The sequence below is a fragment of the Candidatus Flexifilum breve genome (assembly GCF_016713355.1).
In genome coordinates this window covers 1,061,623-1,077,400 of sequence record NZ_JADJPI010000037.1, presented here as the reverse complement: position 1 = coordinate 1,077,400, position 15,778 = coordinate 1,061,623, and the positions used below count along the sequence as shown (strand labels likewise).

The following is a 15,778-nucleotide window of genomic DNA, read 5'->3' as shown; positions in this document are numbered from 1 at the left end:
CAACTCATCTTCTTCCAAAGCAGAAGATTATGTTTTGCCAAGTCTACCGAAAATCATTTGCTAATTGATCTCAATTGTGACGATGCTAACATAGCCTTTTGGTACCCCTGAAACCGGGGGGTATTTTCGAGTTTATTTCAACTTGTAAACTGGCGTAGCATTCGCGTGACCCAGGGATTTTCAGTCACCCTCACAGAGATGATCGCCCGGTCACGATGAAGTTCAAGGTGATAGACATAGGTAGAACGGTAACTAGTGCATGAGTATTCCTGGCGCAATACGGTGCCTGCGATTTCCCAACCACTGTCAAGTGCCGTCAATAACGTATCGCCACCGACAAATATTTGTGACCGCGGACTCCAGTGGCGATAAATGCCGTTGTCTTCGAAGTTAACACTGGCAAGAGGTGCTTTGGTCATAGGCGCTGCTTCTCTATTACGAGAACGATGCGTATTTCTCCTCGAAATACCTTTTAGCCCATCCGCAGAAATACCAGCCAAATCATTTGTAGTCCGGGTTCTTATGTCGTGGTTTTCGATCATTCCCAACTGTCTTAGGGACGAGTCCGAACATTGAGCGAAGTTATCCATGCCTCAACCTTTCTACAATAATCCTTGAGATTCTGCCCAAATCCAGAACGATTGATCGGTTTATCCTAGTGCCAATATCGCAGCGGGATCCCCATAGAAGGCTCTCAGTAATGGCTGTTTAATCTTCGCCGTCCTCTTCATTCTCGCTCTCGTCTTCGGTCTCAGCTTCTTCGCTCTCACCAATTATCTCACTGGAGCGTACTTCGTCTTCGTCCTCATCGCCGCCACCACAGCCAGATAGAGTGAAGGTCAGCAGCAGCAGTATGATGAGTAACCATCGGGATAAGGGGTGATTTTTCATCTTTTCCTCTTTCGTTTTGAACAAGCGATTTTGATTTGTAAAAGCGATATTCGCGGGTCACGCAGTTCCGTCACTGTCCCTGACTGGCGGAATAACCGGGTTGCCCATCGAACAGTTCCCGCAGGATGACCCAGTGGCTTTTGAGACCACGCTCGATCAGTTCATTGGCCCCCTACTGGTTGAGACGCTCCTTTATGTCTTGATCGGTTAAACCGGCATCGATCGCCACGCTGAGATGGTCCAGAATCGATGTTGTTTCTTGGGTATGCCATGCTGATTTTGCAGGCGCAGTTGGCTTGGAGGCAACTTGTGTGATCGCCATTGATTTCCTTTTGCTCCGCTGATGAATCCGACCAGGGCTTTGCTCAAAATGAAAAAAGTCGACGTAACCCGCACATCAAGTGCGAATTCACGTCGGCTTACTTTGCAACCCGTCCACTTCTTAAACGAAGGTTTTCCTTCGCTGAAATCTACGCTTTGCCCAGTCTACCGAAAGGTTTTTATTCGATTGAAACAATTTTAGTTCAAAAGGAGTCTTGCGTGTCCCCCTAATCCCAGGGGGTACAGGGGGTCTTGATGATGTAAGACGCTTTAAACGAACTACTGATCCAAATTCACATCAACCGTGAGGACGACCACCCGCTCACCTGTTTTCGTACTCATGTCGGTATGGAGACTGATGAGGTTGCACCTGGCAATGTCCTTGACCATCGCCTCAATTAATGGACGCGAACTCTCGAATAACTGACGGCGTGTCTCTTTAACCAGTTCCCGCCCTTCGCGGCTCTCTGCCAGCTTCATTTCAGCCGGAGTCAGGATACCGCGTAATCAGACAAGAATCATATCCCCTAAAAAGGTCGTTTTGACATCCTGGGGTCCACGCCCTAGGTATTCTTTCTCGAACTTGATCATGGCTTTGGTTAATTCGGCTTCATGTTCGCCGCGCGTTTTGTTTCTCATTATGTTTATCTCTCAAACTCTGTTTCGAGATGACCGCAGCCTCTTCAGAAGTGAAGCCTGTATCAACTCGATATTTGCCATCCTATTGCTCACCTATCCATCCTCAATGGTACATCATTTTCTCCCAACTGGTGCGGCAAACGGGAATCGCTGGCTCAGAACTCAAACTCGTTGATGGAATTGGTATCTGCCCAGAAATGCCTTGATGAGGTCGAGCCATATTGAAATAGGCAACATACTCCTTGATCAGGCGGCGTAAGTGACGCTCGTTCAGAATGATCAGGTGATCTAGGCATTCGCGGCGCACACTTCCCACAAACCGTTCACACACGGCATTGGCTTTGGGAGCGCGAATCGGGGTGCGCAGGATCTCAATACCACTGGCAGCACGCTCGAACTCAGCGCCGTATTTCCGGTCGTTATCGCGAATTAAGAATCGAGGACGAGCGCCGAAGCGCCGAGGAATCTGCGGCGACTCATTGTGCCGGACTTCACCATGTCTCCTACTCCTTCATCAGCCACCGGACAGATAAACCGCGAAGGAGGTTGGAAGCGGTGGCAGGCTCACTCGTGGAGATTATCAAACAACTGTTGAGCCAGCGCAAATCATGCGGTGAGGTCCTCAGCGCGTTGTGCCAGCTTGCGGATCATACCGGAGAAGATCAAGCTGTGCAGTGGATACAAGATATACCAGTACAACAGGCCAAACAAACCTTTCGGCGCAAAAAATGCGGTCTGGATCAGATGGGTATTGCCGTCTTCTAGAGGTTCGGCTTTGAATTGCAGCCACGCGAGTCCAGGCACTTTCATCTCCGCTCGTAGCCGCAGCAGCTTATCACGCTCGACCGCTTCCACACGCCAAAAATCGAGCGCGTCACCCACGCGCACGTCCGCCGGATGTCGCCGTCCACGCCGGAGTCCCACACCACCCACCAATCGATCTAAAATTCCTCTCAAATACCATGCCCAGTTAAAGTACAGCCAGCCGTTGGCACCACCGAGGCTGGTAAAAGCGCGAAATACGGTACCCGGTGATGCCTTGACGAACTGCTGCCGCTGTTCAAGGATCATCCCTTCGTTCGTGGATAATACGGTCGGCACCTGATCGGGCTGACTGCTCACTAGTGCATCCGCCCAACTGGTTTCAACTTCACTTGCTTCCAACTTCTCAAGGGTTCGACTCACGGCTACGGCGAAGGTCGCCGGTTTAATGTCTGGGAAGAGCTTGCGGGCAGTATCACTGCGTACGACGACTTCGTTGCGCAGCCCTTCGATCAGCGGACGAGCAATGTCACCGGGGATCGGTGTGACCCAATGTACCCAGTACGATGACAAGCGCGGTGTCAGTACCGGTACGGGAATCATGTAGCGACGCAAACCACGAGCACGTGCATAGCCAAACATCATATCGCGGTAGGTGATAACTTCTGCTCCACCAATTTCGATGATCTGTCCTGCGCTCTCCTGATTATTCAAAGCGCTGACCAGATAATTCAACGTGTCACGGATTCCAATGGGTTGAATGCGGGTATAGACCCAGCGCGGGCAGATCATGATGGGGACACGCTCGGTCAGGTAACGAATCATCTCGAATGACAAACTGCCCGAACCGACAATCACCCCGGCGCGAAATTCCGTGACTGGAACGACAGACTCGCGCAGTGCGTCGCCGGTTTGCTGACGTGAGCGCAGATGCTGTGACAGCTCAGTAGCCGAATCACCCAACCCGCCCAGATAGACAATGCGCTTCACGCCCTGATGCTCGGCGGCGGCAGCGAAGTTTCGTGCTGCTCGCACGTCGCGTTCATGAAAATCATCGCCGTCGCGCATACTGTGAATGAGATAATAGGCAACATCAATGCCTGCCAGCGCCGCATCCAACGTATCTGGCTTAAGAACATCGCCCTGTACAACATCGACCTGTTCCAGCCATGCACGTCCCTGCAACCGGACAGAATCGCGCACCAGAACGCGCACCTGATGACCTTCCTCCAGCAACAACGGAACGAGTCTTCCACCGATGTAACCCGTAACACCGGTTACGAGGACATATTGAATCTCAGAATCTGAACCGCTATTCATGATTGTAACCTTGACCCGATATTCTTTGAAGAGGATTGCAACAGGTACGATTCCAGCCGTTGTTCCAGTCAGACGATGCTCGTCACTACAATGAAGATGTTGAGATTGTAAACCATGAATATAAGTGGGACCGAAGTGGGGCAAGAAGAAGAGATACCTTAGCCTTGTAGTAGCAAAAAACCCTTGTACGGTGGAAAAACCTTATTGGAGGGAAGAGTCAGGCAGATTCACGGTCGTGAGCGTGCAAGCTCTCCCCTTCCCCTCCCTGAATCTGGCGCACCGTTCACGTCGCTTGAGGTTCGCCTTCTTGCCACGCTTTTTGCAGGAGGGCCTTTCCACCAAATTGACCGAGCAGACGCGCACCCAACCACCAAAAACCGTACATCAGGAACACCATCAGGTATTCGATGGCCGGAATGCGGATGATCTCATTGGCTTGATACGGGGCACGCAGCACAAGATACGTGAACAGGATCGACAGCAAGTAGCCCGCGCCAAACAGATAATTCACCCACGCTTTGAGTCCCAAACCGTGCATCTGCGTGACGATGAAAATCGTCAGGAAGCCGAACAGGAACATGTAGACGATCCCCGTCCCTTGACCGAGTGCAACCATCGCGGCATGGGGCAGCACAATGATCTCCAGCAAGAAATTCCACTTCCGATCAAGATGCGTCCGCGTGAACATCAAGGAACCTTGCAGCATGACCAGGATCACATGCACGAAGCCGAAAACATGCCCGAACGTGGGAACCATCGGGTGAAACCAGAAGGTGAAGATCACCGCAAAGCTGAAGGCGTAGCCGTGATAGCGCCGCAGCCAGCCGTAGAACTCCTTGCGGAAGTTGATCTTTTTGCCGAAGACCATCCCCCGGCGGCGGTTTTCCATCGCAAGGATCACAAACAGCATCATGATCACCGTGAACTGCGCCGTCCAGCTTGGCAAGTCCTGTGCGATCCCGTCATAAAAGACCGCCGTTTGCACGTAATGCAGCACGATGAACACCGCATTGATCGCTAGTGCCCAATAATTCGCAGGGCGAAGCGTACCCGTATATTTGCTGTAGCGTTCTTGTGCCCACCAGGTCGTGCCCCAGATCAGCAGGTTGTGGAGTGCAAAGCCAATCCACGCGGTCGCAGCGTTCCAGAAGTTCGGAGTGGCAAGCTGCCACTCATAAAAAAAGCCGTCGCTGAGGTCCGGCGTGGCTAACTCAAAGCGTGTCAACCAGACGCCGAGCGCCACAATCGCCAAGCTGATGAACACTGTAAACCAGATGCCGAGAGTGAGCGCGGTGCGGTCAGAGACTTCGCGCGCTGCTGGTGGAGTCGTGTTCTCAACTGGGGTCAGAGCCGTCATACAGTACCGTTTCTGCGTGGATGCTTACGAGAAGTAAGGTTATTGGGGCGAATGATAGGCGTGGCAGATGAGGACGGTTTAAGCTTAAGATGGGAATTTCATAATCGCGTTGCACATCGCGTTGCGATCCCCCATTGTTTGCCTGTTCGAGGAGTGTCAGCATAGGCTCTGCCTCGCTCGACGCTCCAGCACACGAAACGGCTTCCCGATGATCGCACGTTGCAAATCTTTCCCGTCCGGCGCCATTCGGTAGGCTGAAGGCATGTTGAAGATCAGCGCAAGCAAGCACAGCATAAGATGATAAATCATAGCTTGGAGAATGAATCCTCTCTGCGGTAAACACATCGCTCCGTTTGAAAAAGTCGTCTACATCCCTGCGTCCTGCGGTCACGATTTGAATTGTCATGATCTCACTTCTCCATTGATCACGGTTTGAAGCCATTCCTTCACTCTGTTTTCGCCTGCCTGCTGATAGAACTCGCTCAGATCTTTGCCGCTCGGCACCTGCACGCACTTCACTGCCCCGGAGAGCGTCGCTAACTGTGCCGCCGCGCCTGCGCCGGCTGCGTCGGCATCCATACAGCCGATCACGCGCGGGACGCCCAACAGCGCTCCGTACCAACGGCGGTCGATGCGGGCATGACTGGCGCTGCCGATTGCCGCCGCCCGCGCGAAGTCGCCGCCAACCTGCCAGGCGATCAGCGCGTCGAATTCGCCTTCAGTGATGATGAGCGGCGTTCGTGGCAGAATACGATCCGCCAGATACAGGCAGCCGCGAATGTTGCCGCCACTCACCTGCTGGTAACGCTGCTCGCCCGCCGCCCGGCGCACCTTGATCCCCCAGATCGCATCCTCGACCACCCAGGGGATGAGGATGCCGCACGGCACATTCAAGCCTTCTATCTCACGCCACGCCGTCGGCGCGCCGGGGAGATACCCCAGTTGAGCAAGTTCGATGATCTTTTCGCTCAAGCCGCGCTCCCAGATCAGATAACCCCACGCGCGCTGCCCTTCCGGTGACCATAATCGAGCGCACGCTTCATCTATAATGTGTCGCGCTTTCACCTGCCACGTCGCATCCGGCGGCTGCGCGATCGGTTCGGGCGCACGGCGCACGGTGTTCAGCGTTTCGATCTGCGGGAGATCCCCGTTTGCCAGCCGTTCACACGCCTCATGAAAGGTGAGCTGGTGGTAGTGCTGCACCCACGCGATGGCGTCGCCGCCGGCGTCACACTTGCCAAAACAGCGCCAGTGGTGGGCATAGACCACCAGTGAATAGCCTTTGTGTTCGCTGTGCAGCGGACATTTGAACGCGACATAATCTCGCCCACGAAAGCGCGGTTTGCCGAGGTCACGCTCAACAAGCTGGCGCAGGTCGAGCTGTGCTTTGAGTTTTTCGACATCGATCATGCTGCTCACCTCCACTTTCGTCAGTGCTTTTGCCAGATGTCAAAAGTCAGAAGTTTCGACTTTCGTCATTCGTCATTGCTGCTGACGAAAGTTCGTTGTCACGGGAGAAACTGAGGGAAAGCAAACTCTTTTCATGTGGCTCACTTCCCTGCACGAGAGAAACTTTCGTCATGACTCGCTCGACGAAAGTTCCCCCTTCGCTCAACTTTCGTCATGACGCTTCTGACGAAAGTTCGGCGTGAGTGACCCGGTAACCCCGTGCGCTCCGCCCACTGGTTTTGCGCTCGGCAATCTCGATCACCCCATCGTCGATCAGGGCTGCCAGCGTCGCGTCCACTTCCTTGCGCGATTTCACCCCGGCACCACGCAGAATGTCCCGCGCAGATGGCGGTCGTTCCCCATGGCGCGCGATGAAGTCCAGCACCTTCTTCTCGTTCTTCACGTCCACACCGATGCTCAGCTCGTCGAGCAGGCGATGCACCGATGTGCGGTACTCTTCAGCGAGCATCTGTCCCCGCGCCCAATGCGCTGTTGTGAGGCGCGGCGTGTTGGGCATTCCTTCGTCCGTCCAATCCATAATTGCCAAAATTAGCGCCAGCTTGAGCGCCATCGTCGAGAAACGTCCATAGTTGCCGCGCAGTCGATCATCAAGGTTGCGACGGGGATCAGTCATGTCGTGCAGCGCGGCGTAGTAGGCGTTGAACAGGTCAAAGACTGCCGGTTCCATCGTCGCGCCGATGGCGGGATGCTTGACCGGTTCATCCAGATCGTGGAGTGCGAACTCGTCCGGCGGCATCGGGAAGGCGTTGTAAACCCGCAGCAGCCGCGTTTTCAGATCGGACGGAAACTCGTGCGTGTCGAGGTTGTGTCCGTTCAGCACGCACTTGATCTCGCGCTCCGTCGGGGTCAGGCAGAGGAAGCGTGCCATCAACCCGTCCTCCCACTCGCTGTCGGTGATGTAACGTCCCAACCGCGCGGGCGTGGTCGCGCCGATCATCGCCAGCGCCGGGTTGTAGACGATCAGCTTGCCATCGCCCCGTAACTCACGTTCCAAACGACGGGGTGCGTCGAACATTTCCATCATCGTTTCGGTGTGTCCTTCCATGTACTTCTTCGGAATGAGCATCTTGCTCGCCTCGTCGATGAGGATGCCGCGCTGACCGGCGAAGCGTGCCGCGAGGTCTTCGTTCTTGCGCTCGAACGGCAGCAGCTTGTCGTAGTTGGCGGGCTTTTCGCCCGCGAGCTTGGCGACCAGCATTTCGGGCGAAGTCGTCGCGGGCAAGAGCAGGTGCGGCATGGTGTCACGCACCATATCGGTGATCGCGTTCAGCCCGGTCGATTTGTGGTAGTAGGTCGTCGGCGCAACCCACAGGTAGTACAGATTCGGGTAGATGTCGCCGAACCCCAAGCGCAGCACGCAGCGCCGCGCTACCGCCAACCCGACTGCCCACAGCGGACCCGACTCCAAGAAGATGCGCGGTGTCATCGGCGAGCGCTGGCTCAACCACGCGAGACAGTCGCGGTGAAAACCGCCGACCGTCTCAGCGGAGGCGTGTAACTTATCGGTAAGCTGTGCCGCCTTGGGCAGCGGCGGCACGTATGCTTCCTCTGCCGATTGACTCGAAGTCGGCACCGGGGAGTAGGGATCGACGCGCAAGACCTGCGCGCTCAGTTCAGGATCGCGGGTCAAAATCTGCTGCAAGATCGACCAGTGGGTGCGATCGTGCTGCCAATTGAGGGACGCCAACAGCGACTCAACGAGTGGGCTGAGGCTCAATCCAACGGGAATATCCAGCATCGATACGGCGCGCCGCAGCGCGTACGCATCGTGTTCGTTCAGGTTCATGATGATAAGCTCCCAGGCAATACTGAATAGAACTCGTGCTAAAAAACACGGTTTGATGTGGGAATTCAGTTGCACATGGGGGCTGGCTGTGATACATTGTGAGTGTCGAGTTCACAGTGTAGCCTCAGCCGCCGCCCACGCGCCTCATCAGCAGTGGGCATTTTCTTTTTCTACGGCGGTGCGCGTGTTCTGGTCATCAGTCAGTCCTCAAATATGTCTACACGTGTAGACATATTTACTCTTCCGTCAAGTAACGTTCTGTTTCACTGATGAGCTTCCGCATCGCCTGTAACCGTGCTCGTGCGATAGCAATATCACCTTCTTGTCGTATCAAGGCGCGCGCCAATTCTTGTGGTGTCGTCGCACTGATACTTTGGGTGACTCGTGCTACTTTCACCGCCGACGGTGAAATATCATCTGCCGAATCTTTCGTTTCAAGGAATGCATCCCCTTCGCAGATTTCTTTCACCTGTTTCATTGAAAGCTTGAAATCAATGATTTGGCGCACAATTTCGGCATGATACTCAGATGCTACGTTGAGTACGTAGCGCAATTTACCCTCTTCGATGTTATGGCGGTCAGCAAGTTCTAAAGCTTCGTCGGACAGTCTCAGTAGAATTTTGAGATGACTAAACTGTCCACGTTTGATCCCGCCCATCGCGCTCAGGATCATGTCGGTATACTCGCGCTTCGCTCGCAAATCCAGTTCTAGCGCTTGACGGTAGAAATCATTCCCGACGGCATAGGCGGGAATCTCGTAGCCATAAACGGTGAGCAGCAGTAGCGCCGCTTGTCGTGCCAGCGCAACCGCCGTCAACCCAGAGCGAGCGGTATTCTCCTTCGCCTGTCGAAACACCGAGGACTGCTTTTCAGGAATGATGATGCACGGGATCATGCCGTCACCTGTGTAACCGGGGATGAAGTCGCGCAACAGCCATGTCGCCCAGTAACGGCGTTCACCCGTCTCAATGCGAAAGAGACGGGTCACACCCTGCGATACATCGACAACTGTCAGCGGATTGACCTGTCCATCGTCGCGAATGGTGATCGCCAGATTGACCAGATCGCGCAGCAGTGTTTCTTCTGGAGATAGGTTGACCACTGGTTCATCATCGCGCTCATCGTCCCCATTCGGCAGCAGTTCGAGGACGTTGTTGAACGGTCTTCCACGCTGACGCGCGGCAATTTGCACGATCTGAACCAGTTCGCGCAGTGCTTGTGTGGGTGTCACGCGGTTGTTGTGAAAATTCAGATGAATGCTCTCTGGCAGCACACGGCGCGGTTGCAACGGATCAGGACGCACCATCTCCAGCAGGATACGCTCGACGCGAATTGATTTGTCCGTGAACACCGGCGGCACATCACCCAGCAGGTCACCGGTCACCGATGCGAGCAGATCATCAATCCGCGACGTATTGCCGTTCTTTGCCTGTGCCATCATTCGCCACCTTTGGAGAGATAGCGAACGAGGGAGGCGACCACCTGCATGTAGGCTTTGCTTGCGGACGAGCGCGGATCGTAGGTGAACAAGCTTTGATGGTTGCGATGCGCGTAGGACACGGCTTCGTTCGACGGGATCACGCCGAGCAGCAGCTTGCCCAAGACAGCGTGTCCCTTCAATTCTGCCAGCAAGTGATTGTGACCGCGCACGCGGGTATCCATCTTCGTCACCAACAGCCCACTTACACGCAAGTTGGGATGTCGCCAACCCTCGCGAATGTCGTTGATCTTCTGAATGACGCTGGTGAGACCAACCGTTTCGAGATAACGCGGCTCGACCGGGATGATAGCATCCGTCGCGGCGATCAAGCCCATCTCGGTGAGCAGCGAGAACGAAGGGCGCGTGTCGATGACAATCGCGCCATACTGGTTGGCGATTTTGCTCAGTGGATCGGCGAGACGATAGGGCGCTCCCGCCACGCCCATCAACTCACGCTCTGCGCCTTCGAGCATGGGGGAGGCGGGGAGAACGTGCAGGTCTTCATCCCACTGACTTGGCACGATGCAGTTCATCAACGTCTGAGGCGCATTCTGGCGTTCTGCCATCAGCACGGTGTACAGACTGTCGTCCGTGCCATAGTCCTTGCGTCCGGTCGTGACCAGCGACGCATGTCCCTGCGAGTCGGTATCGATGATCAGCACACGTGGATTGGCGGCATTGGCGCGGCGCAGCAGATTGACGATGCCAAATGCAATGTTGGTGGCGGATGTCGATTTCCCGACACCCCCTTTGTGGTTGGTGAATACGAACGAACGAGTCATTACCAGTTCCTCTCAGTAACCCAACAAACTGTCGAATTCGCTGTGGCTGGCAAGGACTTCACGGAGGTGTGGTAAAGTGACATCCGGGAGTCTTGCTGGCACGGGCAGCGAGCTTCAAGGTGACTGGGGGAGTCGCTAGCTCTCCCTCTCACCGCAAAAGCCGAAGCTAGTGTAGGGTTGAGAGGCGCACGAGATGTGCGTGATAGGGGAATTGAATGCGTTGGATAAAAGTTGAGCGATTTAAGCTAGGGGATTGTTCGGATAAGTTCCTGCTGTTCCCGCACGATTGGAGCTGATTCGAACATGCTCCGAGAGAACCGACGGTAGTGATACCGTCGGTTTTCTTTTCCGCTTTTCCCGCTTGCTTTGCTTCTTGACCATCCGTATTTCTTGGGTCAGATCGCGCAGATAAGCAAACGGCGTTCTCAATTCCAGTGATACATTTCCGGCATCATTCACAACGACCCGACTTACGACTTGGCGCAAGAGTTCTTTCTGATCCTTACGCTCCAAGCCATTATACAGCGTTCCAATCCGCGCGATAATTTGCAGCGCCATGTCTAAGTTGTCAATGTGCACCTGCTGACTAACCGTTAGGGTTTCAAGGGTGCGCCGCACCTGATTGCGCCGGTCTTGCCACTCGGCCCACAACGCATCCCAAATCTCTTCACTGATCTTGCCCGCTGCATAGAGACGCGCAGTCCGGTTCTCCTCTTCGTCAGTCGCTTTCAAGACCGCTTCGAGGCGGGCACGTTCATCAGGGCGCGCGCCACCGATCTTCGTATTCAAATCAGAAGTGTATGCAGCCCGAATCAATGGTAACAAATCGGGATCAACCTGAATACGCTGCAACTCCTTGCTGACACGCTTGTCAATTTCGGAACACAGAAAACTCACGCCACCGGCCGCTGCGACTCGATAATACGGCGTACCACCTGTAAGGTGGAAAAACTTCATCCGAGGGGAATTCAAGCAGCATCGCGATAGTAATCGTGCAGAACGCCGCCAAGAACATCGCGGCATCGGATGACTCCTTGTGGAGAACGTGGTCTGGGAATTGGCACTTGCTGATCGAGTCCCTGATGAGGACGAGACACATTGTAATAATCGATGTATTCCTTGAGAACACGGATGAGATGCCGCTGATTCAAAATCAGCAGGTGGTCAAGACACTCCTGACGAACTGAACGCACCCAACGTTCAGCGACAGCATTCGCTCTCGGCGCTCGAAACGGCGTCCGTACAATGTCAATGCCTTCTGAGACGAAGACCTGATCAGAAGCCGGTCGTGAATTTGCTATCCTGGTCATGAATGAGGAAACGCAGCGGTATGCTCGACTCGTCCAACTGCCAGACGAACTGCCGCGCCTGCTGAGTAACCCAAGCAGTATCGGGGTGGGTGGTGCAACCCGCGAGATGGACGCGACGTGAGCCCAGTTCGATAAAGAAGAGGACATACAGCGTCTGCAAATGCAGCGTTTCGACCGTGAAGAAATCACACGCGAGCATCTGCTGTCGATAGTGGTTCAGAAACGTCCGCCACGAACTCCGACCGCGTTGGGGCGCGGGCAGGAGACGATGACGGCGCACGACGTTCTTGACGGTCGTTGGATCAACGACGACGCCGAGTTTCAACAACTCACCTTGGATTTTGTCGTACCCCATGCGCGGGTTCTCGCGCGCGATCTGCACGATCAGCGCCTCGATCTCGGAGTCTAGCTTTGGACGTCCTCCGTGGTTTGGTCGCCGAAACGTCCATTTCCGACACACCAGTTCTCGATGCCATTTCAGCACCGTTTCCGGTTGAACCAGCAACACGGTGTCGCGCAAACGCTGCTGCCACCGCTGCGTTTGTCTCTGCAAACGGGTCGTGAGGGCAACAAGCATCAGCTTCTCAGGACGTGAGAGACGCGGTTTCTTCTTGACTTTGCGCTCCAGTACGCGGAGTTGCTGCCGGAGGAGCGCAATCTGCAGGTCTTTCTCGTCAGGCGCCAGGCGGATGGACGCAAACAGGTCAACGATGAGCGTGGTGAGACACAGTAGGAAGTGATAGACCATCAGTCAGGGGATCACGTCTCGGATAGCGAACAACCGGAGAGAAGCATAGCACGATCTTCCCTTCTAGTTGAGGCACGGGCCGTGTCAGACGGAGTTGTATGGCTTTTCTGGAATGGCTCCCCGACTAGCTTCCTGAGATCGTGGCTGGTTGTGGAGCTGAGTGAGCAGATGGCAAAGACTGAGGGAGGAAACTTGAGGATGAAGGGTAGTGGCTAGTTCGTGCGCGCCTCCTCTAGCATGTGCTTGAGATACGCTTGGAAGGGCATCAGCAGCCCGAGCAGACCTTGGATCTCCCTCTCACACAAAGAGCGTACCGCCCTTAAGGACATGAAACACTTTGCGCGTGGCATCGAGCAAGACACCCACTCGGGTTCCAGCATGAGCATAGCCAACGTAGTAATCGTATCGTCCGACGGAGATAATGCCATTGCGTCCAACCCGACGACGGAACAAGCGACGATGATAATGGGTGAGCCAAAGCATCGGGGTCGACCATGTCCGGTATTGGGGGAGCACTGGCAGTTGTGGGAAGGCCTCGTTCGGTGGGCGGTTGCCACACGCTAAGGATTGGTGAGCGCGTTCATGGTTGTAGAAGTCACGGTAGATTTGTAACTGGTCAGCCGCCTCGCGCCAATCCTTTGGCGGGTTCACCCATAGACACTCGTGCTTGAGGGTGCGGATAGAGCGTTCAACGAATGGTTTGTGCTGGGGTTTTCCGGGTTGAACCACGTCCGGTTCAACGCCGACGCAGCACAAGAAGCGCATGAGCGGTGAGGGATAGCCGTCGGTCAGCCACTTTCCAACAAACCGGGCATCATTGTCAAACCGCAGTTGGCGTGGCAGTCCTAGGCGCAACAGCAAAGACGCAACTGCCAGCAGTGCAGTTTCAGCGTTGTAGTGTGCCTGCGTCTGTGTATCGACGAGAATGGAAGTTCCCCGGTCGACGACCGACAAAAACTCGAGAGCGTCGCTCACCTGTCCAAAGTCCATCTCCCAGTGCTGCATCGGCTCAGGACGCTCAAGGGGATGATGTTCGTGGACTCGCGTCGGGATACGTCCTGCTTCCTTCAATATACGCCAGATGGTGCGGGTTGAGCGCGGTAGATACACCGCCCGCTGACGTAAAACCGGGTCGTGATGGAGGTGGTAGAGAATGGGCTTGGCACCGACTACCCGCCCGTAGCGAGCTTTGAGTTCATCACGAAGACTGAGGATGGCATCGCGAACGAGCGCTACCACTTGAAATGGATGTCTCGTTGGCACTCGAGGACGGCTCTTAAACATCGCCAGCGACGGCGGTTCTGCTTCCCGAAACCGTTTGAGCCACTTCTTCACCCAACTCAGACTGCGTGCTAAGGTGTGCGCCAGGTGAGCTAAGGTCCAGTCTGGATACTGACGGCGTAATTGAAACAGGCGAATGCGGTCCAGTTCCCATTCGGCTTCCATCGTTTTTCCTCCCTCTTCGGTTGCTACCGTGAAGCTTAACGGGTTACGATGTTAGGAAGCCAGTCGCGGAACTATTCCAGAAAAGCCATACAACCTCATCTGAGGAGATCCGCCGCGCTCGCGAAGCCCCCCCCCTCCCCCCTTATCGCGGGGTGGCCCCGGGAATTGGGCTCTCTTTCCCCTCTCTCTCCGGCGGGGCCCCCCCCCGCCGCCGGGCCCCGGACCCCCCCCCCCCCCCGGGCCCCCCCCCGCCCCCTTACGGCCGCCGGCCGCGAAGCCCCAAGCACCCGCGGCCCGCGCGCGCCGCGCCCCGGCCCCCGGGCCCCCCCCCAGCCCGGGCCCCCCCAGCGGCCGCGACCACCGGCCCCCCGGGACGCCCGGGGGCGCGGGCCCCCCCCCCCCGCCCGCGCGCCCGCCAAAAACCCCCCCCCCCCGGCGAGAAAGGGAGGCCCCCACAAAAAAAGGGGGGCGCGCAAGCCCACAAAACGGCCGGAACCCCCGGGGGGCCCGCGCCGAAAAACAACAACCAACGCCCCCCCCCGAGGCGGAGGTTATTCCACCATACAGGGGGTGACTAAGGCAGCGAGGATAACCCGCGCTTTGCCCCCGTCAACCACATAGTGCACATGGTACCCCAAACGACTATGTCCTGGTTGGCTGTACATCGGGGTAGCATCCGGGTCGGTCACACAGACGGAGGTGTCTGCTTGGCGTGGTTGCGTGGTATGTGTACGATATCCCACTCTGCGTTGTCCGCTGTAATGAGCCACCAACCCGCGAGCGTGCTCATCTAATGTCGAGTTACTGGGCTTCAAGCCAAACAACGCCTGCATATGCAGGTGCGCTTCCCACTGAAGACGTGGGACTTCCTTGTTCCGACTCGCGTTGGCTCGCACTCTGGTCCCGTCGAAATACAGTTCGTGCCCACGAACTAAGCCCGCCCTGCAACAACGTTCGACAACTTCTTCGAAGAAACGCTGAAAGGTGTCGAGCCCGTAACGGTCTCGGATTCTGCTCAGCGAGCTATGGTGGGGTACGACTTCACCTAGGTCATACCCCAGATACCAGCGTTGAGCGAGGTTCACCTTCACTTGTTCCATGAGTTGCCTTTCCGAGCGGATGGCTTCAAAGAACATAATAAGTTGTAGTTTGAAGTATACGATGGGGTCGATGGAAGGGCGTCCCTTCCGTTGCGCGTAACCGTCTTGAACTAATTGACGTACAAAGCTCAAATCCAGCTTGGCTTCCAACTGTCGGTAAAAGTGGTCACTCGGCACTAGATCGTCTAAACAAAGTGCCTTGTGTGTCTCAAAAACTCGCTCTTTCCGCCCCAACATCTTTCGACCGTCTTCAACTTTGCTCCGTTGTTGTCATTCTCCTAGCTTCAATGACTTTTTCAACAGGCTGCTTTGACGACTTACAGTTTTACACTTTGACGTTTTACAACCCCCACACGTTTAACTCGG

At 55.4% G+C, this 15,778-nt stretch carries 15 protein-coding genes and 1 pseudogene; all 16 read right to left on the bottom strand.

What is annotated here, in order from left to right:
* Positions 1-137: 137 nt before the first annotated feature.
* Entirely contained in the window at positions 138-590 is a 453-nt protein-coding gene (locus IPK17_RS35670; RefSeq protein WP_343422482.1) for a hypothetical protein, read from the bottom strand.
* 118 nt (positions 591-708) lie between these two features.
* A complete protein-coding gene (locus IPK17_RS35665; RefSeq protein ID WP_343422481.1) occupies positions 709-891 on the bottom strand; it encodes a hypothetical protein in 183 nt (60 codons plus the stop codon).
* A gap of 172 nt (positions 892-1,063) precedes the next feature.
* Entirely contained in the window at positions 1,064-1,213 is a 150-nt protein-coding gene (locus tag IPK17_RS35660) for a hypothetical protein (protein WP_343422480.1), read from the bottom strand.
* A 278-nt stretch (positions 1,214-1,491) separates the two neighbouring features.
* Positions 1,492-1,851 (bottom strand): annotated as a pseudogene (locus tag IPK17_RS35655) (Na-translocating system protein MpsC family protein).
* Between the two features lie 103 nt (positions 1,852-1,954).
* Positions 1,955-2,218: an integrase core domain-containing protein gene (locus tag IPK17_RS35650; protein ID WP_343422603.1), complete on the bottom strand. Its 264-nt coding sequence runs from the start codon at positions 2,216-2,218 to the stop codon at positions 1,955-1,957.
* A 239-nt stretch (positions 2,219-2,457) separates the two neighbouring features.
* Complete coding sequence (locus IPK17_RS35645) at positions 2,458-3,933, bottom strand: SDR family oxidoreductase (RefSeq protein WP_343422479.1); 1,476 nt, start codon at positions 3,931-3,933, stop codon at positions 2,458-2,460.
* Between the two features lie 283 nt (positions 3,934-4,216).
* Positions 4,217-5,290: a hypothetical protein gene (locus IPK17_RS35640; protein WP_343422478.1), complete on the bottom strand. Its 1,074-nt coding sequence runs from the start codon at positions 5,288-5,290 to the stop codon at positions 4,217-4,219.
* Between the two features lie 402 nt (positions 5,291-5,692).
* Positions 5,693-6,700, bottom strand: coding sequence for a CHC2 zinc finger domain-containing protein (locus tag IPK17_RS35635; RefSeq protein ID WP_343422477.1), 1,008 nt, complete (start codon positions 6,698-6,700; stop codon positions 5,693-5,695).
* A gap of 211 nt (positions 6,701-6,911) precedes the next feature.
* The gene (locus tag IPK17_RS35630; protein ID WP_343422476.1) at positions 6,912-8,546 is read right to left on the bottom strand and encodes a DUF3987 domain-containing protein; all 1,635 of its coding nucleotides are present in this window, start codon (positions 8,544-8,546) and stop codon (positions 6,912-6,914) included.
* Between the two features lie 235 nt (positions 8,547-8,781).
* The gene (locus IPK17_RS35625; protein ID WP_343422475.1) at positions 8,782-9,987 is read right to left on the bottom strand and encodes a ParB/RepB/Spo0J family partition protein; all 1,206 of its coding nucleotides are present in this window, start codon (positions 9,985-9,987) and stop codon (positions 8,782-8,784) included.
* Positions 9,984-10,808 (bottom strand): ParA family protein, encoded by an 825-nt coding sequence (locus IPK17_RS35620; RefSeq protein WP_343422474.1) that lies wholly within the window; start codon positions 10,806-10,808, stop codon positions 9,984-9,986. The genes IPK17_RS35625 and IPK17_RS35620 overlap by 4 nt, the downstream gene beginning before the upstream one ends.
* A 240-nt stretch (positions 10,809-11,048) precedes the next feature.
* Entirely contained in the window at positions 11,049-11,765 is a 717-nt protein-coding gene (locus tag IPK17_RS35615) for a hypothetical protein (protein WP_343422473.1), read from the bottom strand.
* 11 nt (positions 11,766-11,776) lie between these two features.
* Positions 11,777-12,118: an integrase core domain-containing protein gene (locus tag IPK17_RS35610; protein ID WP_343422472.1), complete on the bottom strand. Its 342-nt coding sequence runs from the start codon at positions 12,116-12,118 to the stop codon at positions 11,777-11,779.
* Positions 12,084-12,866, bottom strand: a complete 783-nt coding sequence (locus tag IPK17_RS35605; protein ID WP_343422471.1) for a helix-turn-helix domain-containing protein — start codon at positions 12,864-12,866, stop codon at positions 12,084-12,086. The genes IPK17_RS35610 and IPK17_RS35605 overlap by 35 nt, the downstream gene beginning before the upstream one ends.
* A 297-nt stretch (positions 12,867-13,163) precedes the next feature.
* Complete coding sequence (locus IPK17_RS35600; RefSeq protein ID WP_343422470.1) at positions 13,164-14,312, bottom strand: integrase core domain-containing protein; 1,149 nt, start codon at positions 14,310-14,312, stop codon at positions 13,164-13,166.
* A 551-nt stretch (positions 14,313-14,863) separates the two neighbouring features.
* On the bottom strand, positions 14,864-15,649 hold the full coding sequence (locus tag IPK17_RS40845; RefSeq protein WP_350341671.1) for a transposase: 786 nt from the start codon (positions 15,647-15,649) through the stop codon (positions 14,864-14,866).
* Positions 15,650-15,778 lie beyond the last annotated feature (129 nt).